The sequence below is a fragment of the Streptomyces alboflavus genome, assembly GCF_000716675.1.
GTDB lineage: Bacteria > Actinomycetota > Actinomycetes > Streptomycetales > Streptomycetaceae > Streptomyces > Streptomyces alboflavus.
This window is the reverse complement of record NZ_JNXT01000019.1, coordinates 147745-170641: the sequence shown is the minus strand read 5'-3', so window position 1 is coordinate 170641 and position 22897 is coordinate 147745. Positions and strand designations below refer to the sequence as shown.

Sequence of the window (22897 nt, the reverse complement as noted above, 5' to 3'; positions counted from 1 at the left end):
GGGTGGGGGCGGGGTGGAGGGGTGGGCGTGGCGCAGGGTCAGGGAGGTCAGGGCCGCGTCGACGTCGAGGTGGAGGCCCTGGAGCCAGTCGCCCAGCTCCTCGTGGGCGAAGCGGTAGCCGGGGCCCGCGGGGACGAGGAGGCCTTCGGTGAGGACCGCCGAGGCCCAGCCCGTGCAGGTGTCGGCACCCTTGCCGGGCAGCACGCCCCAGGGGAAGACCCGCTCGAAGGCGGGACGGTCGAGCTGCCCCTGACCGGGGCCGAGGCAGCGCCGGGCGGCCTCGTTGACCTGGCCGGACACCTTCGCCGCGAGGCGCCGTACGGCCGTGCCGCGCAGCCCGCTGTCGGCGGCGAGGCGCACGGCGACGCGCAGGCAGAGGAGGTCGAGGTGGGCGGCGAACACCTCCTCGCGGCAGGGCCGCCCCGCGGGCGCGGCGTCCGGCAGGGCCGCCGTGACCTCGGACAGGAGCCGCAGCGTCAGGGGATGCCCGGAGTCGGCGTCGGCGAGCGCGCCGTCCGCGATGCCGTACCGCTCGCGGGCCGAGCGCGCCTGCGGCTCCGGCAGTTCGCCGAGGCGTACGCACCCGGGCAGCGCGGCCCGTGCGCGGTCGGCCGCCGCGGCGCCGTCCGGGAGGTGCAGCAGCTCGGGCGGGAAGTGGGCCCCGGCCTGCTCCCAGTACTCCGCGCGGCAGGCCACGACGAGCCGCGCCCCGGTGTCCCGCAGCCATCCGGCCGTCCCCGCGCTCCACCCGGCGAGCCGGTGGGCGAGCACGGGCGGCATCTCCTCGGGCCCGTCGAGCAGGAGCAGCAGCGGCCGTCCGGCGTCCCGGGCGAGGCGGGCGACCCGCCCCGGGGAGATGTCGCCGAGCCCCTCGTCGCCGCCGACCGTCGCGTCGGACGCGGCGAGGATGCGCCCGGCCCGCTCCAGGGCGCGGGCCGCCGCGTCGGCCACGGAGGTGTCCTCGTCCCTGAGGTCGGCGCCGCGCAGCCACAGGGTGGGGGCGGGTTCGGCGCCCCGGGCGCGGCGGCGGGCGAGGGCGGCGAGTTCGGTGGTGCGGCCGGTGCCGGGGTCGCCGACGAGGCCGAGCACGCGCGCGGGTCCGGCGGTGAAGCGGGTGAACTCCCGGCAGGTGTCGGGGCGTTCGACCGGTTCGGGGTCGAGTGCGCGCGGCCCGTCGGAGCCGAGCGAGGTGGCCGTGAGGTGCAGCGCGCCCGCGAGGTTCAGGTCGCGGCCGAAGCCGGGCACGGTCGCCGCGTTGCGGGCGAGCAGGCCGGCGAGCGGCCCGCCGGGGTCGGCTGCGGCGGCGGCCCGCAGCGGCACGGCGAACCCGGCGGCGCGGTGCGGGGCCTGCAGCGCGGTGGCGAGGACAGCGAGGACAGCGCCGGACGCGGCGTCGACGACGGGCCCGCCCGCGGCGCCGCCGCCGAGGCGCAGCGCGTCCGCCCCGTCGGTGCCGATGGCCAGCTCCATGGCGGCGTCGAGGAGGTGGAAGCGGTCCGTGGCGGTGTAGGTGACGGCGGCCGAGTCGAGGACCCGGGCCTGGCGCCAGCCACCGGTGGCGATGCGGACGTACGAGCCGACCTCCACGCCGTCGCGCGCGGTGACGGGCAGCGGGCGCAGGTCGAGGCCGTCGGTGCGGACGAGGGCGAGGTCGGTCTCGGGGAGCGCGGTGACGGCGTCGGCGGTGACGACGCAGGTGCGCTCGCCGGGCGCGTGCAGCACTATCCGGGCGAGGCCGTCGACCGCCTCGTGGCTGGTGACGACGGTGCCGTGGTCGTCGGCGGCGAAGCCGTGGCCGCGCGGCCGCCCGGCCAGGTCGCAGATCCGCACCAGGGACCGCTCGGGCTCGCGCCACGCGTCCCGACCCACCGTCCATGCACTCGGGACGCTCCGGTCGCTCCGGTTGCTCCGATCGCTCCGGCCCCGGTCCCGCTCCGCGCCGCCCCGGGCTCGCGGGCCCCGTCCCGCCATGCTCGAACCTCCCAGCCGCACCCCGTACCTCCGACCGTAGGTCGGCGATGATCAGCCGGACAGAACGCGAGCCGAACGCGCCCCCTTCCGCTCCCTCGGTTCACTCCGAGCGCCTGCCCGTTGGGGTGAATCGGCGGGTGGGGATGGATAGACCTTCTGGAGGGGGGACTGTGGAGCGGCGGACCACCGTCCGCCGCTCCACAACAGGTCCCACGCCGCACGGACCGCCGAGCGGGCGCAGCTTCCGCGCCACAACTCCCGCTCCGCGCCAGCGAACTGACCGTAGGTCAGGAGAAGACGGACTGCGGGTCAGGAGAAGACGGCGAGGCTCTTCGCCTTGCCCTTCGACTCCTCCGCGAGCACCAGGAAGCGGCCCTCGGGTCCGAAGACGGCGACGGGCCCGGCGCCCGTGTACTCGTCCGGCATGTCGATCCGCACGCCGTTGGCGAGCAGCCGCGCCCGCTTCTCGTCGACGTCCCAGCGGGGGAACGCCGCGGTGGCCGCGTCGGCGACCGGCATCACCGTCAGCTCCTCCTGGAGCTGGTCGAGGGTCTTCGCCGAGTCCAGCTTGTACGGCCCGACGCGGGTGCGGCGCAGCGCCGTGAGGTGGCCGCCGACGCCCAGGTCGGCGCCGAGGTCACGGGCGAGGGCGCGGATGTACGTACCGGAGGAGCAGACGACGGACACGACCAGGTCCAGGACGGGGGTGCCGTCCTCGGCGACCGCGTCCCGGATGTCGTACACCTGGAAGGAGGAGACCGTGACGGGCCGGGCCGGGATCTCGAAGTCCTCGCCCTGGCGGGCGCGCGCGTAGGACCGCTTGCCGTCGATCTTGATGGCGCTGACCTTCGACGGGACCTGCATGATGGCGCCGGACAGCTTGGCGATGCCCGCGTCGACGGCGTCGCGCTTGACGCCGGAGGCGTCCGCGGACGAGGTGATCTCACCCTCCGCGTCGTCCGTGACGGTGGCCTGGCCGAGGCGGATCGTGCCGAGGTACTCCTTCTCGGTGAGCGCCAGGTGGCCGAGCAGCTTCGTGGCCCGCTCGACGCCGAGCACGAGGACGCCCGTCGCCATCGGGTCGAGCGTGCCCGCGTGCCCGACGCGGCGGGTCTTGGCGATGCCCCGCATCTTGGCGACCACGTCGTGCGAAGTGAAGCCGGACGGCTTGTCGACGATGACAAGGCCGTCCGGCGTGGTGCTGCGCTTGGTCATGACGAGGCGTCGCCGTCCTTGCCGGCGGTGCCGTCGGCGGCGTCTGCGGCATCTGCCGCGTCATCTTCGGTCTCCGGCTTGCGGTACGGGTCGGCGCCGCCCGCGAAATCGGCGCCCGCGGACGCCTCACGGACCTTCGCGTCCGAGGCGCGCGCCCGGTCGAGGAGGTCCTCGATGGCCCGGGCGTTGTCCGGGAGGGCGTCCGCCACGAAGGTGAGCGTCGGCGTGAACTTCACACCCGCCGCCCGGCCGACCTCGGAGCGGAGCACGCCCTTGGCGCTCTCCAGGCCCGCGGCCGCGGCCGCGCGCTCCTCGTCGTCCCCGTAGACCGTGTAGAAGACGGTCGCCTCCCGCAGGTCACCGGTGACCCGGGTGTCCGTGATGGTGACATGCGAGCCGAGCCGCGGGTCCTTGATCCCGCGCTGCAGCTTCTGGGCCACCACCTCTCGGATGAGGTCCGCCAGCCTCTTCGCCCGCGCGTTGTCGGCCACTGCTCCGTCTCCTTCTGTGCTGTGCTCGTCGCTGGTCGTTCAGGTCGATCAAGTCGTTCAGTCGTCATCGTCACCGTGGAAGCGCCGCCGTACGGACAGCAGCTCCACTTCGGGCCGGGCGGCGACGAGCCGTTCGCACCGGTCCAGTACGTCCGTGATGTGCCCCGCGTCCCCGGAGACCAGCGCGAGGCCGATCTCGCTCCTGCGGTGCAGTTCCTGGTGGCCGACCTCCGCCACGCTCACCGCGTACTTCCGCTGGAGTTCCGCCACGATCGGGCGGACGAGGGAGCGCTTCTCCTTCAGCGAATGTACGTCGCCGAGGAGCAGGTCGAAGGACAGAGTCCCCACATACATGTGTGTCCCGGATAACCCGCCGGTGCGGGATCGCGCCCTGCGCACGGTTGGCAGGGTCACCAGAACCGTACAACGCGGGACGCGTTCACTCGACGGAGTTTCGCCCCCGCCGCCCCTACCCGTCCCGTACCTGGGGCTCCGCCCCAGACCCCGCTCCTCAATCGCCGGAGGGGCTGGAAATTGTGCCGGTGAGTTCTAGCCCGTCCGGCGCTTGAGGACGAGGCGCGAAGCGCCGAAAGGCGGGGACAGGGGCGCAGCCCCATATGAAGCCGGGGGCCGCCCAGGGGGGAACCCCCGGGCGACCCCCGACCGAGAACGCTAAGCCCGCGGCTTCTCGCGCATCTCGTACGTCGCGATGACGTCGTCCACCTTGATGTCGTTGAAGTTGCCGAGGTTGATACCGCCCTCGAACCCTTCGCGGATCTCGGTGACGTCGTCCTTGAAACGACGCAGGCCCTCGATGTTGAGGCTCTCGGCGATGACCTTGCCATCGCGCAGGAGCCGGGCCTTGGTGTTGCGCTTGACCTCGCCGGAGCGGATGAGCACACCCGCGATGTTGCCCAGCTTGGACGAGCGGAAGACCTCGCGGATCTCCGCCGTGCCGAGCTCGACCTCTTCGTACTCCGGCTTGAGCATGCCCTTGAGGGCCGCCTCGATCTCCTCGATGGCCTGGTAGATCACCGAGTAGTAGCGGACGTCGACGCCCTCGCGCTCCGCCATCTGCGCGGCACGGCCTGCCGCGCGGACGTTGAAGCCGATGACGATGGCGTCGGAGCCCATGGCCAGGTCGATGTCCGACTCGGTGACCGCACCCACGCCGCGGTGCAGCACGCGGATGTCGACCTCCTCGCCGACGTCCAGCTGGAGCAGGGAGGACTCCAGGGCCTCGACGGAACCAGAAGCGTCACCCTTGATGATGAGGTTGAGCTGCTGGATCTCGCCGGCCTTGAGCACCTTGTCCAGGTCCTCGAGCGAGACACGGCGGACGCGCTTGGCGAACGCGGCGTTGCGCTCACGGGCGGCACGCTTCTCGGCGATCTGACGGGCCGTACGGTCCTCGTCGACGACCAGGAAGTTGTCGCCCGCGCCCGGGACGTTGGTGAGGCCGAGGACGAGGACCGGGGTCGAGGGACCCGCCTCTTCCACGGTCTCGCCCTTGTCGTCGAGCATCGCGCGGACTCGGCCGTACGCGTCGCCGGCGACCATCGTGTCTCCGACGCGCAGCGTGCCGCGCTGGACCAGGACGGTCGCGACGGCGCCGCGGCCCTTGTCCAGGTGCGCCTCGATCGCGATGCCCTGCGCGTCCTGCTCCGGGTTGGCCCGCAGGTCGAGCGAGGCGTCGGCGGTGAGGACGACGGCCTCGAGCAGGGAGTCGATGTTGAGGCCCTGCTTGGCGGAGATGTCGACGAACATCGTGTCGCCGCCGTACTCCTCGGCCACCAGACCGAACTCGGTGAGCTGACCGCGCACCTTGGTCGGGTCCGCGCCCTCGACGTCGATCTTGTTGACCGCGACCACGATCGGCACGTCGGCCGCCTTGGCGTGGTTCAGCGCCTCGATCGTCTGGGGCATCACACCGTCGTTGGCCGCCACCACGAGGATCGCGATGTCGGTCGACTTCGCACCACGGGCACGCATGGCGGTGAACGCCTCGTGACCCGGGGTGTCGATGAAGGTGATCGCGCGGTCCTCGCCGTTGACCTCGGTGGCGACCTGGTACGCACCGATGTGCTGCGTGATGCCGCCGGCCTCGCCCGCGATGACGTTCGTCTTGCGGATGGCGTCGAGCAGTCGGGTCTTTCCGTGGTCGACGTGACCCATGACGGTCACGACCGGCGGACGGGACATGAGGGCCTCTTCGCCGCCCTCGTCCTCGCCGAACTCGATGGAGAACGACTCGAGCAGCTCGCGGTCCTCCTCCTCGGGGCTGACGATCTGAACGGTGTAGTTCATCTCGTCGCCGAGGAGCTGCAGCGTCTCGTCGGAGACGGACTGCGTGGCCGTGACCATCTCGCCGAGGTTCATCATCACCGCGACGAGCGACGCCGGGTTGGCGTTGATCTTCTCGGCGAAGTCGGTGAGGGAGGCACCACGCGACAGGCGAACGGTCTCGCCGTTGCCGCGCGGCAGCATCACGCCGCCGACCGACGGGGCCTGCATGGCCTCGTACTCCTGGCGCCTCTGCCGCTTCGACTTGCGACCGCGACGCGCGGGACCGCCGGGACGGCCGAAGGCGCCCTGCGTGCCACCGCGGCCACCGGGACCACCGGGACGGCCACCGAAGCCGGGACGACCGCCGAAGCCGCCGCCACCACCGGGACGACCGGCACCGCCGCCGCCACCGGGACCACCCGGACGACCGGCGAAGCCACCGCCGCCGCCACCGGGACCACCGGGACGACCGGCGAAGCCGGGACGACCGCCGCCACCGCCACCGGGACGACCGCCGCCACCAGGGCCGCGGCCACCGCCGGGGCCACCACCGGGACGCGGGCCCGCGGCGGGACGCTGCGGCATCATGCCCGGGTTCGGACGGTTACCGCCGGGGGCACCGCCCGGACGCGGCGCCTGCGGGCGCGGCATTCCGGCCGGGGACGGACGAGCGCCGCCCTGACCCTGCGGACGGGGACCACCCTGGCCGCCGCCCTGGCCCTGGCCCTGCGGGCGCGGGCCGCCGGGGGCACCCTGGCCGCCGGGGCGCGGGGCGCCGCCCGGACGGGGCGCCTGCGGGCGCGCCATGCCGGTGGAGCCACCAGAGGTGAAGGGGTTGTTGCCCGGGCGCGGTCCTGCCGGACGGCCGCCCGGACGCGGGGCGCCACCCTGGCCGCCGGGGCGCGGGGCACCCTGACGGTCGCCGCGGTCGCCGCCGCGCTGGCCCTGACCCTGGCCCTGGCCGGGGGCCGGACGGCCTCCGGGCTTGGGGGCACCGGGGCGGGCGCCGGGACGCGGGCCCGCCGGGGCCGAGGTCCCCGACGACGCTGCCGGAGCCTGGGGCGCCGGGGCGGCCGGGGGTGCGGTGAACTCGGGCGCGGCCGGAGCCGGAGCCGCCGGAGCGGGCTTCGGCGTCACGGGCTTGGGCGCGACCGGACCCGGGCGGGGGCCCGGAGCGGGCGCCGCGGCGGGCTTGTCGGCAGCGGCCGGCTTGGGCGCCGGCGGCTTGGGCGCGGCCGGCTTGGCGGCCTGCGCGGGAGAGGGGGCCGACGGGGTCCCCGGCTTGGGGGCGGCCGCCTTGCGGGGCGCCCCGGGCTTGGCGGCGGACTTGCCGTTGCCGCCGCCCTGCTGCAATGCGTCAGTCAGTTTGCGTACTACGGGCGCCTCGATCGTCGAGGACGCCGAACGTACGAATTCACCGAGTTCCTGGAGCTTGGCCATGACGACCTTGCTCTCCACGCCGAACTCCTTGGCGAGCTCGTATACCCGGACCTTAGCCACTTCGCTCCTTTTAGGTCCGGGTTACGCCGGACCGTCGCTACTTCATGGGCGTACTCATCGCGTGCTCATCGAGTGCTCATCGCAATCTCGACCTACTTCCAACTCGCGGGGTACCAGGGCCGCATGGGGTTCCGTGCGGCACTTCCTACGGTGTTGCCTGCTGGGCAACGGTCTCGGCAGCCTCGACATTCCGGCGCAGTTCCGCGGTGTCGAGCGGTCCCTGGACCCGAAGGGCCCGCGGGAACGCCCGGCGGCGGAGCGCCAGGTCGAGACAGACCAGGGCGGGGTGTACATACGCACCCCGGCCGGGCAGCGTACCGCTTGGGTCGGGGGCGCAGATGCCCTCGATCGCCACGATGCGCAGCAGCTCACTCTTGGCCGCTCGCTCCCGGCACCCCACACAGGTGCGCTCAGGGCATGCTCGGGCATGCGTCCGGCCAGACACGCTTAAGTCTACCTCCCCGCACCGACCTCACCCCTTTGGGGCAAGAATCGAACGGATGTTGTCTTGATCAGTTCAGGAACCCGGGAGCCCCGGGACCCCGTGGGGGCCGGGGAACCCGGAGCGACCGGTCCGATCAGCCCTCGGAGTCCCGCGCCGCGTGCTCGGGCAGCTCGGTGTCCGGCCGGATGTCGATGCGCCAGCCGGTGAGGCGGGCGGCGAGGCGGGCGTTCTGGCCCTCCTTGCCGATCGCCAGCGAGAGCTGGTAGTCCGGCACCGTCACGCGGGCGGAACGGCCGGCCAGGTCGACGATCTCGACCTTGCTGACGCGGGCCGGGGACAGGGCGTGGGCCACCATGTCGCCCGGGTCGTCCGACCAGTCCACGATGTCGATCTTCTCGCCGTTGAGCTCGGCCATCACGTTGCGCACCCGGCTGCCCATCGGGCCGATGCAGGCGCCCTTGGCGTTCAGGCCCGAGCGGGTCGAACGGACCGCGATCTTGGTGCGGTGCCCGGCCTCGCGCGCGATGGCGGCGATCTCCACGGACCCGTCGGCGATCTCCGGTACCTCGAGCGCGAACAGCTTCTTGACCAGGTTCGGGTGGGTGCGCGAGAGCGTCACGGACGGGCCGCGCACGCCCTTGGCGACCCGCACCACATAGCTGCGCAGGCGCATGCCGTGCGGGTACTCCTCGCCCGGCACCTGCTCCTGCACGGGCAGGATGGCCTCCAGCTTGCCGATGTCGACAAGCACGTTCTTCGGGTCGCGGCCCTGCTGGACGACACCGGTGACGATGTCGCCCTCACGGCCCGCGTACTCGCCGAGGGTCGCGTCGTCCTCCGCGTCGCGCAGCCGCTGCAGGATGACCTGCTTGGCGGTGGTGGCGGCGATGCGGCCGAAGTCGGACGGGGTGTCGTCGAACTCGCGGGGCTCCTGGCCCTCCTCGAGGTCTTCGGGGTCCTCCTTCGCCCAGACCGTCACGTGACCGCTCTCGCGGTCGAGCTTCACGCGCGCGTGGCGGCGGCTTCCCTCGGTGCGGTGGTAGGCGATGAGGAGGGCCGACTCGATCGCCTCGACCAGCAGGTCGAAGGAGATCTCCTTCTCCCGCACCAGACCTCGCAGGGCACTCATGTCGATGTCCACGGCTACGCCTCCTCCTCTTCCTTCACGTTCTTCTCGTCGTTGTCGTCGTTGTCGCCTGCGGGCTTGCGGCTGAACTCCACCTCGACGCGCGCCTTGGCGATCTCCGTGAAGGCGAGCCTGCGGGCGGTGGGCTTGCGGCCCTTCACTCCGGGCACTTCGAGGTCCACGCCCTCGTCGTCGACCTTCAGGATCCGCGCGGTCAGCTCGCCGCCCTCGGTGAGCTGGAACTTCGCGAGGCGTCCGATGGCGCGTACGTAGTGGCGCCGTTCCTTGAGGGGGCGCTCGGCGCCCGGGGAGCCGACCTCGAGCGTGTACTCGCCGTCGCCCATCGCGTCCGACTCGTCGAGCTTCGCGGAGAACTCGCGGCTCAGCTCGGCGATGCGGTCCAGATCCACGCCGTCGTCGGAGTCGACGACGACCCGCAGCACCCGCTTGCGTCCGACCGAGGCCACTTCGATCTCTTCGAGATCCAGGTCCTTCGAGCTGACGAGCGGTTCCAGCAGTTCTCGCAGCCTCTCGCTCTGGGTGGTGCTCATCCGGGTGACTCCTCGGCCGCGTGTGCTGTTGTGGGATCGTCGCGTGTCAGGTCAAAGGGTATCCGGTCGCGGAGGGTGTTGCCGTCCACCGCCGGGGCTCCGCACACCCCGGTACGAGCCGATCGCGCGTACGAGGACAGGGCGCAGGTACGGTGATCACCGGGCCCGCGCCCGGACCTCCCGTCACCCGAGGGCTCCCCCCTCCCCCGCACTCCCGCACTCCTCTCCGCACCCCCCTCGCCCCTGCCCTCCCTGCCCTAGCGGCCAACCTTTCCGAGGACGTCTGCCGTGCCGTCGTATCTCACCCCTTCGTGGACCCGTCCGGGCCCGCGCCGAAGGAGCCTGCTGACCGGGGCCGCCGCCGCGGCCGGCACCACGCTGCTCGCCGGGTGCTCCGGCTCCGGCGACTCCTCCGGCGACGGCCGCCCTTCCGCCGACGACCGGCTGCGCGCGCGTGCGGCGCGGGACAGTGCCGAGCTGCTGCGGCGGTACGACGCCGTGCTCGCGGCGCACGCTCCCCTGGCGGGGCTGCTGCGGCCGCTGCGGGCGGAGGTGGCGCGGCACGAGAAGGCGTTCGACGCGGACCCCGAGCCCACGCCCGCCAAGTCGCCCAAGTCCGCCAAGGCTCCCTCCCCCGCCCCGGTGTCCGTCCCGGACGGCGAGCGGGACGCCCTGCGGTTCCTGGCCGGGGCGGAGCGGGAACTGGCCCGGCGGCGCGGCAAGCAGCTCCTGGACGCCCCCGCCGAACTGGCCCGACTGCTCGCGTCGGTCGCGGCGGCGGGCGCCGCGCACGCGTACCTGCTGACGGAGGACGACAAGTGAGCCGAGAGATCCGCGCGGACGCGGACGGAGAAGCGGACAGCAAGACCGACAGAGAACCCGAGCTGAAGGCCCTGCAGGCGGCCCTGCGGGCCGAGCACGCGGCTGTCTACGGCTACGGCGTCGTGGGCGGCCGGATCGGCGACGAGCGGCGGGCGGACGCACGCACGGCGTACGACGCGCACCGCGCGCGCCGGGACGAGCTCCGGCGGACGGTACGCGGCCTCGGCGGCGAGCCCGAGCCCTCCGCCGCGGCGTACGCCCTGCCGTTCCCGGTGCCCGACTCGGCGGCGGCCGTCCGCCTGGCGGCCGAGCTGGAGGAGCGGGTCGCCGCGGTCTACTCCGATCTGGTCCGCGCGACCGAGGGCGCCCGCCGCGGCGCCGCGGCCGAGTCCCTGCGGGAGGCGGCGGTGCGGGCGGCGCGCTGGCGCGGAGGGAGCGTAGCCTTCCCTGGGCTCGCGGAGCGCTCCCGGGCGTCGGCAGACGGCGCCGCGGGCGCGTCACCGGGGGCGTGAGGGCACTTGGGGCAGGGGGGAGCCACTGTCGGGGTGAGTGCTGCTGGGGCGTGCGGGCGCTGTCGGGGTGAGTGAGGCTGGGGCGCGGGTGCGCTGTCGGCGTGAGCGGCCTTGGGGCGTGCGGGCGCCGTCGGCGTGAGCAGGCCTTCGGTGTGAGCACGCCGACGGCATGGGCTCAGCTCTGGCGCGGGTGCGCCGCCACGTACGTCCGCCCTCGGGCAGTCGGAACACGAACGCCTTCGGGCGACCGGGAAGGGAACATCTCGCGCATGGCTTTCGAACCGCCGCCGCGCCTCGTCCGTGCGCTCGGCGAGGCGACGCGCGACGCCGCCACCGACGACTGGCTGCACCGCCTGCCCGAACTGGCCGAGGAGGCCGTCGCACGGCACGGGCTGACCGTGGAGCGGGTGCAGGTGCCCGGTGGCCGCAGCAGCCTCGTCGTACTCGTCCGGACGCGCGAAGGTACGCCCGCCGTGCTCAAGCTGGTGCCGCCCCGGTCCCGGCCCGACAGCGAGCGGGCGGCGCTCGCCCACTGGGGCGGGATGGGGGCCGCGCGGCTCCTGGACGCCGCCGACGGGGCGCTGCTCGTCGAACGGTTGCAGCGGGACGTGTCCGTGCGGTCCCTGCCCGAGGCCAAGTCCATGCTGGAGGCGGCCGGGACCTTGCGCCGGCTGTGGGTGGCGCCGCCGGCCGGGCACCGGTTCGAGACCGTCGCCGAGCGGACGGGGCGGCAGGCCGAGGCGATGGCCGCGTGCTCCGATCCGGACGCCCGGCCGCTCGTGGACGCCGCTCTCGCCGCGCGCGACGAGCTGCTCGGGTCCGTGCCCTCGGAGGGGGGCGGGCTGCTGCTGCACGGGACGTTCCGGCAGAGCAAGGTGCTCGCGGCCGAGCGGGTGCCGTGGCTGGCCGTGGGGCCCGATCCGGTGGTCGGGGAGGCCGCGTTCGACCTGGCTCGGCTGGTGCGGGACCGGGTGGAGGATCTGATCGCGTCGCCGTCGGGGGCGGCGGTGACGCGGCGGCGGGTGAAGCGGTTGGCCGAGTCGTTGGACGTGGATCCCGAGCGGCTGCGCGGGTGGACGCTGTTCCGGGCCGTCGAGTCCGGTGTCCGGGCCCTACGAGTGGGCCGGGACCAGGACGCGGAGTTGCTGCTGGAGTTCGCGGGGTGGGTGTAGCCCTGCCGGGGGCTCCCCAACCCCACCCCTTCCCGAAACCGGGGGCTGCGCCCCCAGACCCCCGGCTGATCGGCGCTCCGCGCCTCGTCCTCAAACGCCGGACGGGCTGAAATCTCGCCGATGCGGGCCTGAGGGTGCCGGGCTGTCGGTCAGCCCCGGCAGAAGCATGGGCGGGCGGGTGGGAGAGAGCCTGTCCGGCGTTTGAGGACGAGCGCGCAGCGCGATCGAGGGTGCGGCGGCCCACCCGCGGAGGGGGGTGTGGGGAGCCCTCGGCGCCGGGAGCCCCCGCCCCCCTTACGCCGTGAGGCGAGCAATCGCGTCGGCCACCGACAGCTCTTCCCGCTCCCCCGACCGGCGGTCCTTCAGCTCCACCACACCGTCGGCGGACCGGCGGCCCGCGACCAGGATCGTGGGGACGCCGATCAGCTCGGCGTCGGTGAACTTGACGCCGGGCGAGACGCCGGCGCGGTCGTCGACGAGGACACGGACGCCCGCGGCGTTGAGCTGCTCGGCGACGTCGAGGGCCAGCTCGGTCTGGACGGCCTTGCCGGCGGCGACGATGTGGACGTCGGCAGGGGCGATCTCCTTGGACCAGCAGAGCCCCTGCTCGTCGGCGGTCTGCTCGACGAGGGCGGCGACGGCGCGGGAGACGCCGATGCCGTACGAGCCCATGGTGACGCGGACGGGCTTGCCGTTCTGGCCGAGGACGTCCAGCTGGAAGGTGTCGGCGTACTTGCGGCCGAGCTGGAAGATGTGGCCGATCTCGATGGCCCGGTCCAGCTTCAGACCGGCGCCGCAGGCGGGGCAGGGGTCCCCGGCCTCGACCACGACGACGTCGACGTAGTCGTCGACCTCGAAGTCACGGCCGCAGACGACGTTGCGGGCGTGCTTGTCGGCCTTGTTGGCGCCGGTGATCCAGGAGGTGCCGGGCGCGACGCGCGGGTCGGCGATGTAGCGGACCTTCTCCAGGCCCTGGGGGCCGACGTAGCCGCGGACGAGGTCGTCGCGGCCCACGAAGTCCTCGGCGGTGACCAGCTCGACCTCGGCGGGCGCCAGGTGCTCGCCGAGCTTGCCGAGGTCGACCTCGCGGTCGCCGGGCACGCCGACGGCGACGATCTCGCCGTCGACCTTGACGAGGAGGTTCTTGAGGGTGGCGGAGGCCGGGACGCCCAGGTGCTCGGCGAGGGTCTCGATGGTGGGGGTGTCGGGGGTGTCCAGCTCCTCGACGGCCGCGTGGCCGTCGGCCGGCACCGGCTTGAGGGCGAAGGTCACGGCCTCCGTGTTGGCGGCGTAGTCGCACTCGGGGCAGTCCACGAAGGTGTCCTCACCGGCGGGCGCGGGCGCCAGGAACTCCTCGGACGCCGAGCCGCCCATGGCGCCGGACACGGCGGACACGATGCGGTAGTCCAGGCCGAGGCGCTCGAAGATGCGCTGGTAGGCGGCGCGGTGCAGCGCGTACGCCTCGGCGAGGCCCTCGTCGGAGGCGTCGAAGGAGTACGAGTCCTTCATCTGGAACTCGCGGCCGCGCAGGACGCCCGCGCGCGGACGGGCCTCGTCGCGGTACTTGGTCTGGATCTGGTAGAGGATCACCGGCAGGTCCTTGTAGGACGAGCACTGGTCCTTGACGACCTGGGTGAAGATCTCCTCGTGGGTGGGGCCGAGGAGGTAGTCGGAGCCCTTGCGGTCCTTGAGGCGGAACAGCAGGTCGCCGTACTCCTCGTAGCGCCCGCTTGCCTCGTAGGGCTCCTTGGGCAGCAGGGCGGGGAGCAGGACCTCCTGGCCGCCGATGGCGTCCATCTCCTCGCGGACGACGCGGGCGACGTTCTCGTAGACCTTCTTGCCGAGCGGCAGCCAGGTCCAGATGCCCGCGGCGGTCCGGCGGACGTAACCGGCGCGCACGAGCAACTTGTGGTTGAGCGTCTCCGCGTCCGCCGGGTCGTCGCGCAGTGTCTTGACCATCAAACGGGACATGCGCTGGACCTGGGCCATGGTGATCTCCTGCTGCGTAAGGGTGATGGCCGCAGGTTAGCCGGGGCACGTACGCACGTGGAAATCGATTCAGCCGCCGGGGCGCCGGAGCGGCAGGGGCGCGCCCATGACCGCGTACGGCTTGGGGGCGCTCGGGAAGAGCACGTTGCGGGCCAGGTCGGTGTAGCCGAGGGAGCGGTACAGGGCGCGGGCGGGGCTCTCGGTGTCGATGGCGGAGAGGATGGAGCGGGGTTCGGCGGCGGCGTCGGTGACGGTGGTGATGAGGGCGCGGCCGAGGCCCCGGTTCTGGTAGCCGGGGCGTACGTGCAGCTCGGTGATGACGAAGGAGTCGTCGAGCCAGCCGTCCAGGTCCCAGCCGCGCAGATAGGGCTCGACGACGGTGGACCACCAGTGCGCGCGGTCGTTGGGCATGCCGTAGACGAAGCCGACGAGCCGTCCGTCGCGGGTGGTGGCGCCGAGCGCCCGCGCGCCGGGGTGGGTGAGGTGCCGCAGGACGATCTGGCGGCGCACGGCGATCTCGTCGTCGCTGAGCCCGAAGGCGAGGGCCTGTACGCGCAGCGCGTCGTCCACGCGCGCGGCGAGGTCCAGGGGCCCGATCACGACTTCGTCCGTCATGCGGGCACCCTACTTCGCCGGATGCCCCGTGAGGGGCGCGGCGAACTGCGCGACCAGCCACGCAAAAGCCGCAGACGCGTCTGCCTCAGTACTCGGCAGACGCGTCTGCGGCTTGTCGCGCGCGGAGCGCGCAGTTCCCCGCGCCCCTCACGGGGCGCTCAGAACAGGACGCTCATGAACGCGCCGACCTCCCGAAAACCGACCCGGCGATACGCGGCACGCGCCGCCGTGTTGAAGTCGTTGACGTAGAGGCTGACGACGGGCGAGACGTCCGCGAGGGCGTACTTCAGGACGGCCGCCATGCCGGGGGCGGCGATCCCCTGCCCCCGGTACTCGGGCGCGACCCAGACGCCCTGCACCTGGCAGGCGCGGTCCGTCGCCGCGCCGATCTCGGCCTTGAAGACGACGCGTCCTTCGGCGTCGATGCGGGCGAAGGAGCGGCCGGAGCCGACGAGTTCGGCGACCCTGGCCTGGTAGAGCAGGCCCCCGTCCCCGGCCAGTGGCGAGATGCCCACCTCCTCGGTGAACATCGCCACGCACGCCGGCATGATCGTCTCCATCTCGTCCTTGCGGACGCGGCGGACGTACGGATCGGGCGTGATGTCGTCGGGCAGCCGGTCGGTGACCATCAGGGGCTGCTGGGAGCGGACCTCGCGGGCGGGCCCCCAGGACGGTTCGAGCAGGCGCCACAGGAGGGCGGTGGGCTCGGCGGGGCCGACGATGGAGGAGCAGCGGCGTCCGGCCCTGCGGGCGCGGTCGGCGAAGCCGCGGACGGCGCGGGGGGTGGCGCAGATCGGGACGAGGTTGGCGCCCGCGTAGCACAGGGACTCCAGCATGCCGTCCTCGTACCAGCCCCACATCTCGCCGCCGAGGCGCCACGGGTCGAGGCCCGCGACGCGCACCCTGGCTGTGACGAAGGCGTTCGCGACCGGCTCGCGGTCGAGCACGGCGAGCGCGGCGTCCAGGTCACTCGGATCGAGGACCCTGGTGGTGGTCTGGGTCAACACGTGCGGGGGCCTCACCATACGGTCTGCTGATCTCCGCACTGTACCTGGCGAGGTTCTCGGGCGCCGCCCGGTCGCCGCCCGGTCACGGTGCGGTGGCCGGGCGGCGACCTGCGGGATCAGCGGCGCCGCACGTGCCCGTGGCCGACCTGGATCTCGTCGATCTTGAGTTGCCGGTGGAAGTTGGGGGCGGTGGCGGCGGCCCAGGTGGTGCTCACGTCGAGCTTGAGCAGCCGGGTGCGGACGTCGTCGCCGAGGTCGATGAAGCGGATGCCGCGGGCGCTCTCCAGGACGCCCGTTCTGATCTGCCGCCACCGTCTGCCGTCGTCGCTGACGGACACGGTGTAGTCCTTGATGCGGGCGGAGTCCTCGGGCCTGCCGAACGTCGAGCGGTTGTGGGTGGGTGACCACTCGCGCTGGTTGATGCCGAGGAACGCGGCCTTCCTGCGCTTCCCGAGGTCGAGTGTGACGGAGACGGGCAGGGTGCCCTTGTTGTCCGCGTACGTGGAGAAGTCGCCGTCGGTCAGGGCGGGGTCGTCGGCCTTGACGGAGCCGGTCGGGTAGTAGCCCTCGCGGCCGCGTTCGGTCTCGACCTTGAGGACGGTGTCGTACGCGTCCCAGTCCTCGATCGACCGGACGGTGAGGCTGCCGTCGCTCTGGGCGAAGGGCAGGCGCTCGCCGGTGCGCAGGTCGGTGACGCGCTGGACGCGGTGGCCGTTGTCGCGCAGGCGGATCCGGTCGCCGGTGGTGGGGCGGGTGGTGACGTGGACGTACTGCGTGGTGGGCTTGGCGCGGCTGACGGTGACGTAGCCGTACGCGCCGTCGTTCCACGCGCCGGGCTGCATGCCGCCGTAGCGGTAGCCGCCGCCGTCGACGCCGTGCAGGGACTCCCGGACGGGCGGCAGGTAGTCCTTCATGAAGTCGGTGAACTTCTGCTGCTGGGGCGGGAACCTGCCGTCGACCATGGCCTGGAGGTCCATCAGGGACTTGATGGAGGTGCCCGAGTTGGCCACGTAGCGGCCGACGTTGAGGCCGGTGTCGACCGGGCGGTCCTGGCCGTCGTACCACCAGGCGCCGGTGCTCGGCACCTTGTAGCAGGACTCGGTCAGGCGCGGCATGGGCGTCCAGATCGCCGAGGGCTGGTCGTAGGCCGGGGTCATGCCGGTCTTCTGTTCGTGGGACACCATGTCCATGGCCGCGGTGTCCTCGTTGTTGTTGCTCAGCGTCATGTCGGGGCGCTGCTCGCGGATCTGCTCGTAGAGCTTGTGCTGTTCCCAGTACTCGTTGTCGTTGTCGATCCAGAAGCCGGACAGCTCGGGGTAGTTGTCCATGACCTCGAAGAAGTTCTCGTACGAGAACTCGCCGAATCCGGGTCGGCCGGTGAGGTCGATGTCGCGGCCCTTGTGGGCGGAGTAGGCGGCCGAGTCGAGGGTCTCGATGCCCTGCTCGTCGTGCCATTTGGGGTCGTCGGTCATGTAGAGGATCGTCTTGACGCCCTTGGCCTCGCCCGCCTTGATCAGCTCGCCGAGGAAGTCCCGCTGTGTGGAGCAGGTGCCGGGGATCTTCGACGGCCAGGGGCGGGCGTAGCCGAGGCGGGAGTGGAAGGTGGCGAGGACGATGTAGCTCGCGTCGAGCTTCCTGGCCTCGTCGACCCAGTAGTCGGGCGTCCAGCCGCCGTCGGTGACGGCCTTCTCCCACTCCCGGCAGTCGTAGTGCTTGGGGCTGGTGAACATGCCCCAGTGCAGGAAGAGCCCGGCGGTGGCGTTCCTGAGCATGGACTGGCGCGGCGGGTCGGCGGCGGGCGCGGGAGCGCGGGCCGTGGAGGTGCCGGTGCCGGCGAGGAGGAGCCCGCCGAGGAGGGCGAGGGCGGCGGCCCACAGGGGCAGGGATCTGGTGCGGGTGCGGCGCTTCGGGGCGGGCGTCATGGGTGGTGGACCTCGGTTCCGTTGACGAAGACCTTGCGGAGCGTGAGCTGGGGGGCGCCGTCGTGGCCCATGCTCTCTACGCGCGCACCTGCTCCCACGTCATCGGATGAATCATCGCGGGGCGCATGCCGTACGAAGACGGCATCACCGGATGCCCGAACCGTGCCAGTCGGCCACGGAGCACAGCCCTGACGGGGGCGAACCTTGCGAGTCGTACGGAACACGGGGGCTCCCTCGGACATCGGCGAGGACGAGGCCGCCCTGAGGGGGCGTTCCCTCGATCCAGGTGCTCGAACAAGGTCCTGCCATACATCGGAGCTGTCAAGACGATGTGAGCACCCGCGACACGGTCGTCACGGAGGCGTCGCCCTCCCGGACCACGTCCCCCATGGTGGCGCGCCCACCCTCGCGAAGATCCTCGCCCGCGCCGCTCCGCCTGCTCGCCCCCCCCACGGCACCTCTCCCCGCCGCTGCGCGGCGGCTCCCTCCCACCCGCACGGGTGGGACCCTGGGGAACCCCGAAACCCCGGGGTGGGTAGCGCGCGGGCACTGGCGCGGCGGGCGGGGGCGCCGGGGCGGACCAGGGTGGGTGGGGCACGGCCGGCCGGGGAGGCCCGGGAAACACCAGGACAAGCCACAGACCCGAGGACCACAACCGACCGAGACCAGATGCTGTGGGATCCGGGCGGGCGCCACGGGCGGACGGGTACGGGCGTCCCGGTGCGTCGGCGGCGGGCATCGCTAGGGCGGGGCGGGCGCCAAGTCACCGCAAGGCACCCGCCGCACCCAACCGACCCGAACCACTGTCGCCGGGTCGCAGAGTCCGGCTTCGCGCGCCCCGCGCCCCGCAGCCACGGGTGGGCGGGCGGGGACAATCCCGCCGCGCCAGCGGCGGCACGCCCACGGCGGGAGAGCCGCCGACGGCCCCAGAGACCATCCGCCGCACCCGAACCGCCCCGAACCACCGCCTCGGGGCGCCCCACCCCACCCCGGTCACCGCACGTCCCAGAGTCACGGGTGGGCGGGTGGGAACCCCCACGCACGGCGGGAAAGCCACCGACGCACCCCGCCCCGCCCCCGCCCGGGAGGGCACCCCGCACAAGGCCCAGGGGCCAGAACTAGCTGATCGTGACCGAAGGCTCGCCCGACGTCACGCCGTCCTTCTCCATCTGTTCGGCGATCTTGAGGGCCTCTTCGATGAGGGTCTCGACGATCTTCGACTCGGGGACGGTCTTGATGACCTCGCCCTTGACGAAGATCTGGCCCTTGCCGTTGCCGGAGGCGACGCCGAGGTCGGCCTCGCGGGCCTCGCCAGGGCCGTTCACGACGCAGCCCATGACGGCGACGCGGAGCGGGACCTCCATGCCGTCCAGGCCGGCGGTGACCTCTTCGGCGAGCTTGTAGACGTCGACCTGGGCGCGGCCGCAGGACGGGCAGGAGACGATCTCCAGGCGGCGCTGCTTGAGGTTCAGGGACTCCAGGATCTGCATGCCGACCTTGACCTCCTCCGCGGGGGGCGCGGAGAGGGAGACGCGGATCGTGTCGCCGATGCCTTCGGAGAGCAGCGCGCCGAAGGCGACGGCCGACTTGATCGTGCCCTGGAAGGCGGGACCGGCCTCGGTCACGCCGAGGTGCAGGGGGTAGTCGCAGGCGGCGGCGAGCTGACGGTAGGCGTTGACCATGACCACGGGGTCGTTGTGCTTGACCGAGATCTTGATGTCCCGGAAGCCGTGCTCCTCGAAGAGGGACGCCTCCCAGAGGGCCGACTCGACGAGCGCCTCGGGAGTGGCCTTGCCGTACTTCTTCAGGAGGCGGGCGTCCAGCGACCCGGCGTTGACGCCGATGCGGATCGGCGTGCCCGCGTCGCCCGCGGCCCGCGCGATCTCCTTGACCTTGTCGTCGAACTGCTTGATGTTGCCGGGGTTCACCCGCACCGCAGCGCACCCGGCGTCGATCGCCGCGAACACGTACTTCGGCTGGAAGTGGATGTCGGCGATCACCGGGATCTGCGACTTGCGGGCGATCGTGGCGAGCGCGTCGGCGTCGTCCTGCGTGGGACACGCCACTCGTACGATCTGGCATCCCGACGCCGTCAGCTCGGCGATCTGCTGCAGCGTCGCGCCGATGTCCGACGTACGCGTCGTCGTCATCGACTGCACCGACACCGGCGCGTCCCCGCCGACAGCCACCGAACCGACCTGGATCTTGCGGCTGACCCGGCGGTCGGCGAGCTTGGTCGGTACGGACGGGATTCCGAGAGAAACGGCAGTCATCTGGCGTGCATCCCCAAGGTGTGGATCAAGGTCCCGAGTTCGGCGGGCACCGGGCTTAGCGGCTCCGCCACACAATCGCGGCTTCGCAACTACATCGCTCATTCGCGGGTTCGAGGTTACGGCAACCCACAGGGCGGGGGCACATCCCGCCCCGAGGTCCACCCATTGGCGGGCCGTCTCGCACACACTGCGGCGGTCGGCCACACATGGTGCCCGACCGCCGCAAACATCGCGTGTCTAGGAAATTCTCACCGGGTTAACCACATCCGCGATGAGCACCAGAATGGTGAAGCAGATGAAGATCCCGGCGACGACATAGGCGACGGGCATCAGCTTCGCCACGTCGAAGGGACCGGGGTCGGGCCGCCGGAACACCTTCGCCACGTTGCGGCGCAGCGACTCCCACAGTGCACCCGCGATGTGCCCGCCGTCCAGCGGCAGCAGCGGCAGCATGTTGAACAGGAACAGGGAGAGGTTGAAGCCCGCGAGCAGGAACAGCATCATCGCGATCTGGTTCTCCGGCGGGATGTCCAGGGTGAACACCTCACCGCCGACGCGGGCCGCGCCGACGACGCCCATGGGCGAGTCCTGCTTGCGGTCGCCGTCACCGAAAGCCGCGTCCCACAGGTCGGGGATCTTCGAGGGCAGCGCCACGATGGACTCGACGCCGTTCTCCATCATGTTGCCCATGCGGTCCACGGACTGGCCGAAGGACTGCTGGACGATGCCGGAGGCGGGCGTGAAGCCGAGGAACCCGGCGTAGACGTACTTGCCCTCGACGTACCCGCCGTCGCCGTCGGTCTTGCTGACCTGGTTCTTGATCAGGTTGGCGTGCAGATCGAGGCGCTTGCCGTCGCGCTCGACGGTGAGCGTCGCGGGGCCGACGGTCTCGCGGATCTTCGACTGGAGCGCGGACCAGTCGCCGACGTCCTTGCCCTGGAAGGCGACGATCTTGTCACCGGCCTTGAGGCCTGCGGCCTTGGCGGGGGCGGGCTTGTCGCCCTTCGCGCAGGTGTTGCGGTTCTGGCTGGCCTCGATGACGCAGTCGGAGACCTTGCCGACCGACGTCGTCTGCGTACTGATGCCGAAGGTCATCATCACGCCGAGGAAGATCACGACGGCCAGGATCAGGTTCATGAAGGGCCCGGCGAACATCACGATCACGCGCTTCCAGGGCTTGCGCGTGTAGAACAGGCGGCTCTCGTCGCCGGGCCTCAGCTCCTCGAAGGCCGCGGAGCGGGCGTCCTCGATCATGCCGCGCCAGGGCGAGGTGGAGCGTGCCTCTATCTTCCCGTCAGGACCGGGCGGGAACATGCCGATCATGCGGATGTAGCCGCCGAGCGGGATGGCCTTGATGCCGTACTCGGTGTCGCCCTTCTTGCGCGAGAACAGCGTCGGGCCGAAGCCGACCATGTACTGGGGCACCCGGATGCCGAACATCTTCGCGGTCGACAGGTGGCCCAGCTCGTGCCAGGCGATCGAGAACAGCAGCCCGATCACGAAGACGACTATGCCGAGGATCATCATCAAGGTCGTCATGCACGAGCCTCCGCGGTCGTCTGGTTCCCCGTCGTCGCCGACGAGGTGGTCGTGGCCGTCAGTTCACGGGCCCGGGCGCGCGCCCAGGTCTCCGCTTCGAGGACGTCCGCCACGGTAAGCGAGGTTCCCGCGCGCGGTGTGCCGTGTTCGGCGACGACCTGGGTCACGGTCTCCATGATGCCGTTGAAGGGCAGCGCGCCCGCCAGGAAGGCGTCCACGCACTCCTCGTTGGCGGCATTGAACACCGCCGGGGCCGTGCCCGCGAGCTCCCCGACGTGCCGGGCGAGCCCGACGGAGGGGAACGCCTCGGTGTCGAGCGGGAAGAACTCCCAGGTCGAGGCCTTCGACCAGTCGAAAGCGGGGGCCGCGTCCGGGACCCTTTCGGGCCAGCCGAGGCCGATGGCGATGGGGCCGCGCATGTCGGGCGGGGTGGCCTGGGCGATGGTGGAGCCGTCGGTGAACTCGACCATGGAGTGCACGTACGACTGGGGGTGCACGACGACCTCGATGCGGTCGAAGGGGATGTCGTACAGGAGGTGCGCCTCGATGACCTCCAGGCCCTTGTTGACCAGGGTCGCGGAGTTCACCGTGATGACGGGGCCCATCGCCCAGGTCGGGTGCGCGAGCGCGTCGGCGGGCGTGACGTTCGCCAGGTCGGCCTTCGTGCGTCCCCGGAAGGGGCCGCCGGACGCGGTCACGACGAGCTTGCGGACGTCGGCGCGGGTGCCTGCGGCCAGGGCCTGGAAGAGCGCGGCGTGCTCGGAGTCGACCGGGATGATCTGGCCGGGCTTGGCGAGCGCCTTCACCAGCGGGCCGCCGACGATCAGCGACTCCTTGTTGGCGAGCGCCAGCGTGTGGCCCGCCTCCAGGGCGGCGAGGGTGGGGGCGAGGCCGATCGATCCGGTGATGCCGTTGAGGACCGTGTGGCAGTGCGCCGAGTCCGTGGCCGCGACCTGTGTGGCCGCGTCCGGGCCCGCGACGATCTCGGGCAGCGGCTCCCCGGTGCCGTACTCCTCGCGCAGGGCCTCGCGCAGGGCCGGTACGACGTCCTCGCGGGCGACCGCGACGGTGCGCACCCGCAGCTGCCTGGCCTGCTCGGCGAGGAGGGCCACGCGACCGCCCGCCGCGGACAGGGCCGTCACGCGGAAGCGGTCGGGGTTGCGCAGCACCAGGTCGATGGCCTGGGTGCCGATCGAACCCGTGGAGCCGAGGATGACGATGTCCCGCGGTCCGTCGGTCCCTACGGGGTCGAAGACGAGGTGCGGGTCGGCGAGGGGGGCAGGGCTTTCGCTCATGCCCCCATTGTGGCCGCACCCGGCCCCGGATCCGACAGCGCCTCTCGGCTCGCGCCGGGCGGGGGCGGGGTGGGTGGGCCTCGCGGGGCGCCCCAGTCCCGCCCCTTCTCCGAAACCGGGGGCTGCGCCCCCTGGACCCCGCTGATCGGCGCTCCGCGCCTCGTCC

General features: G+C 72.4%; 18 protein-coding genes. 3 read left to right on the top strand and 15 right to left on the bottom strand.

What is annotated here, in order from left to right:
- The 8 genes from OO63_RS16815 to rimP form a co-directional block, all read right to left on the bottom strand.
- Nucleotides 1-1971 (bottom strand): trypsin-like peptidase domain-containing protein (locus tag OO63_RS16815; RefSeq protein ID WP_346009330.1); only part of this gene is annotated, 1971 nt, incomplete at its 3' end.
- Between the two features lie 309 nt (nt 1972-2280).
- On the bottom strand, nt 2281-3186 hold the full coding sequence (gene truB / locus OO63_RS16810) for a tRNA pseudouridine(55) synthase TruB (RefSeq protein ID WP_030362051.1): 906 nt from the start codon (nt 3184-3186) through the stop codon (nt 2281-2283).
- Nucleotides 3183-3677 carry a 30S ribosome-binding factor RbfA gene (gene rbfA, locus OO63_RS16805; RefSeq protein WP_030362050.1) on the bottom strand — a complete coding sequence of 165 codons (495 nt, stop codon included), beginning with the start codon at nt 3675-3677 and terminating at the stop codon, nt 3183-3185. Before rbfA ends, truB begins: the two co-directional genes overlap by 4 nt.
- Nucleotides 3678-3734: 57 nt before the next feature.
- Nucleotides 3735-4031, bottom strand: coding sequence for a DUF503 domain-containing protein (locus tag OO63_RS16800; RefSeq protein ID WP_030362049.1), 297 nt, complete (start codon nt 4029-4031; stop codon nt 3735-3737).
- 318 nt (nt 4032-4349) lie between these two features.
- Entirely contained in the window at nt 4350-7463 is a 3114-nt protein-coding gene (gene infB / locus OO63_RS43535) for a translation initiation factor IF-2 (protein ID WP_078619181.1), read from the bottom strand.
- 145 nt (nt 7464-7608) lie between these two features.
- Nucleotides 7609-7908: a YlxR family protein gene (locus OO63_RS16785; protein ID WP_078619180.1), complete on the bottom strand. Its 300-nt coding sequence runs from the start codon at nt 7906-7908 to the stop codon at nt 7609-7611.
- Nucleotides 7909-8041: 133 nt separating this feature from the next.
- On the bottom strand, nt 8042-9049 hold the full coding sequence (gene nusA / locus OO63_RS16780; protein WP_030362045.1) for a transcription termination factor NusA: 1008 nt from the start codon (nt 9047-9049) through the stop codon (nt 8042-8044).
- 2 nt (nt 9050-9051) lie between these two features.
- Nucleotides 9052-9585: a ribosome maturation factor RimP gene (gene rimP, locus OO63_RS16775; protein ID WP_030362044.1), complete on the bottom strand. Its 534-nt coding sequence runs from the start codon at nt 9583-9585 to the stop codon at nt 9052-9054.
- 288 nt (nt 9586-9873) lie between these two features.
- On the opposite strand from rimP, the gene OO63_RS16770 reads away from it, so the two are divergent.
- The 3 genes from OO63_RS16770 to OO63_RS16760 all read left to right on the top strand — a co-directional run bounded on the left by OO63_RS16770 (nt 9874) and on the right by OO63_RS16760 (nt 12091).
- Nucleotides 9874-10407: a hypothetical protein gene (locus OO63_RS16770; RefSeq protein WP_030362043.1), complete on the top strand. Its 534-nt coding sequence runs from the start codon at nt 9874-9876 to the stop codon at nt 10405-10407.
- An 8-nt stretch (nt 10408-10415) separates the two neighbouring features.
- A complete protein-coding gene (locus OO63_RS16765) occupies nt 10416-10919 on the top strand; it encodes a ferritin-like domain-containing protein (protein ID WP_033264194.1) in 504 nt (167 codons plus the stop codon).
- Between the two features lie 269 nt (nt 10920-11188).
- Entirely contained in the window at nt 11189-12091 is a 903-nt protein-coding gene (locus OO63_RS16760; protein WP_030362041.1) for an aminoglycoside phosphotransferase family protein, read from the top strand.
- 294 nt (nt 12092-12385) lie between these two features.
- On the opposite strand, the gene OO63_RS16755 is transcribed toward OO63_RS16760, so the two are convergent.
- The 7 genes from OO63_RS16755 to dxr form a co-directional block, all read right to left on the bottom strand.
- Nucleotides 12386-14080 (bottom strand): proline--tRNA ligase, encoded by a 1695-nt coding sequence (locus tag OO63_RS16755; RefSeq protein WP_030362040.1) that lies wholly within the window; start codon nt 14078-14080, stop codon nt 12386-12388.
- Nucleotides 14081-14149: 69 nt separating this feature from the next.
- Entirely contained in the window at nt 14150-14695 is a 546-nt protein-coding gene (locus OO63_RS16750) for a GNAT family N-acetyltransferase (protein WP_030362039.1), read from the bottom strand.
- Nucleotides 14696-14853: 158 nt separating this feature from the next.
- Nucleotides 14854-15702 carry a GNAT family N-acetyltransferase gene (locus OO63_RS16745; RefSeq protein WP_030362038.1) on the bottom strand — a complete coding sequence of 283 codons (849 nt, stop codon included), beginning with the start codon at nt 15700-15702 and terminating at the stop codon, nt 14854-14856.
- Nucleotides 15703-15818: 116 nt separating this feature from the next.
- Nucleotides 15819-17624: an alpha-L-fucosidase gene (locus tag OO63_RS16740; protein ID WP_033264184.1), complete on the bottom strand. Its 1806-nt coding sequence runs from the start codon at nt 17622-17624 to the stop codon at nt 15819-15821.
- 1118 nt (nt 17625-18742) lie between these two features.
- A complete protein-coding gene (ispG, locus tag OO63_RS16735) occupies nt 18743-19897 on the bottom strand; it encodes a flavodoxin-dependent (E)-4-hydroxy-3-methylbut-2-enyl-diphosphate synthase (protein ID WP_030362036.1) in 1155 nt (384 codons plus the stop codon).
- 237 nt (nt 19898-20134) lie between these two features.
- A complete protein-coding gene (locus tag OO63_RS16730) occupies nt 20135-21436 on the bottom strand; it encodes a M50 family metallopeptidase (RefSeq protein WP_030362035.1) in 1302 nt (433 codons plus the stop codon).
- On the bottom strand, nt 21433-22731 hold the full coding sequence (gene dxr, locus OO63_RS16725; RefSeq protein WP_030362034.1) for a 1-deoxy-D-xylulose-5-phosphate reductoisomerase: 1299 nt from the start codon (nt 22729-22731) through the stop codon (nt 21433-21435). Before dxr ends, OO63_RS16730 begins: the two co-directional genes overlap by 4 nt.
- Nucleotides 22732-22897: the final 166 nt, after the last annotated feature.

Coding starts and splice junctions, on each gene's coding strand:
- OO63_RS16740 (WP_033264184.1), bottom strand. CDS start 17,624: ATGACGCCCGCCCCGAAGCGCCGCACCCGCACCAGATCCCTGCCCCTG.
- rimP (WP_030362044.1), bottom strand. CDS start 9,585: ATGAGCACCACCCAGAGCGAGAGGCTGCGAGAACTGCTGGAACCGCTC.
- dxr (WP_030362034.1), bottom strand. CDS start 22,731: ATGAGCGAAAGCCCTGCCCCCCTCGCCGACCCGCACCTCGTCTTCGAC.
- OO63_RS16760 (WP_030362041.1), top strand. CDS start 11,189: ATGGCTTTCGAACCGCCGCCGCGCCTCGTCCGTGCGCTCGGCGAGGCG.
- OO63_RS16750 (WP_030362039.1), bottom strand. CDS start 14,695: ATGACGGACGAAGTCGTGATCGGGCCCCTGGACCTCGCCGCGCGCGTG.
- ispG (WP_030362036.1), bottom strand. CDS start 19,897: ATGACTGCCGTTTCTCTCGGAATCCCGTCCGTACCGACCAAGCTCGCC.
- OO63_RS16800 (WP_030362049.1), bottom strand. CDS start 4,031: ATGTATGTGGGGACTCTGTCCTTCGACCTGCTCCTCGGCGACGTACAT.
- OO63_RS16730 (WP_030362035.1), bottom strand. CDS start 21,436: ATGACGACCTTGATGATGATCCTCGGCATAGTCGTCTTCGTGATCGGG.
- OO63_RS16755 (WP_030362040.1), bottom strand. CDS start 14,080: ATGGCCCAGGTCCAGCGCATGTCCCGTTTGATGGTCAAGACACTGCGC.
- truB (WP_030362051.1), bottom strand. CDS start 3,186: ATGACCAAGCGCAGCACCACGCCGGACGGCCTTGTCATCGTCGACAAG.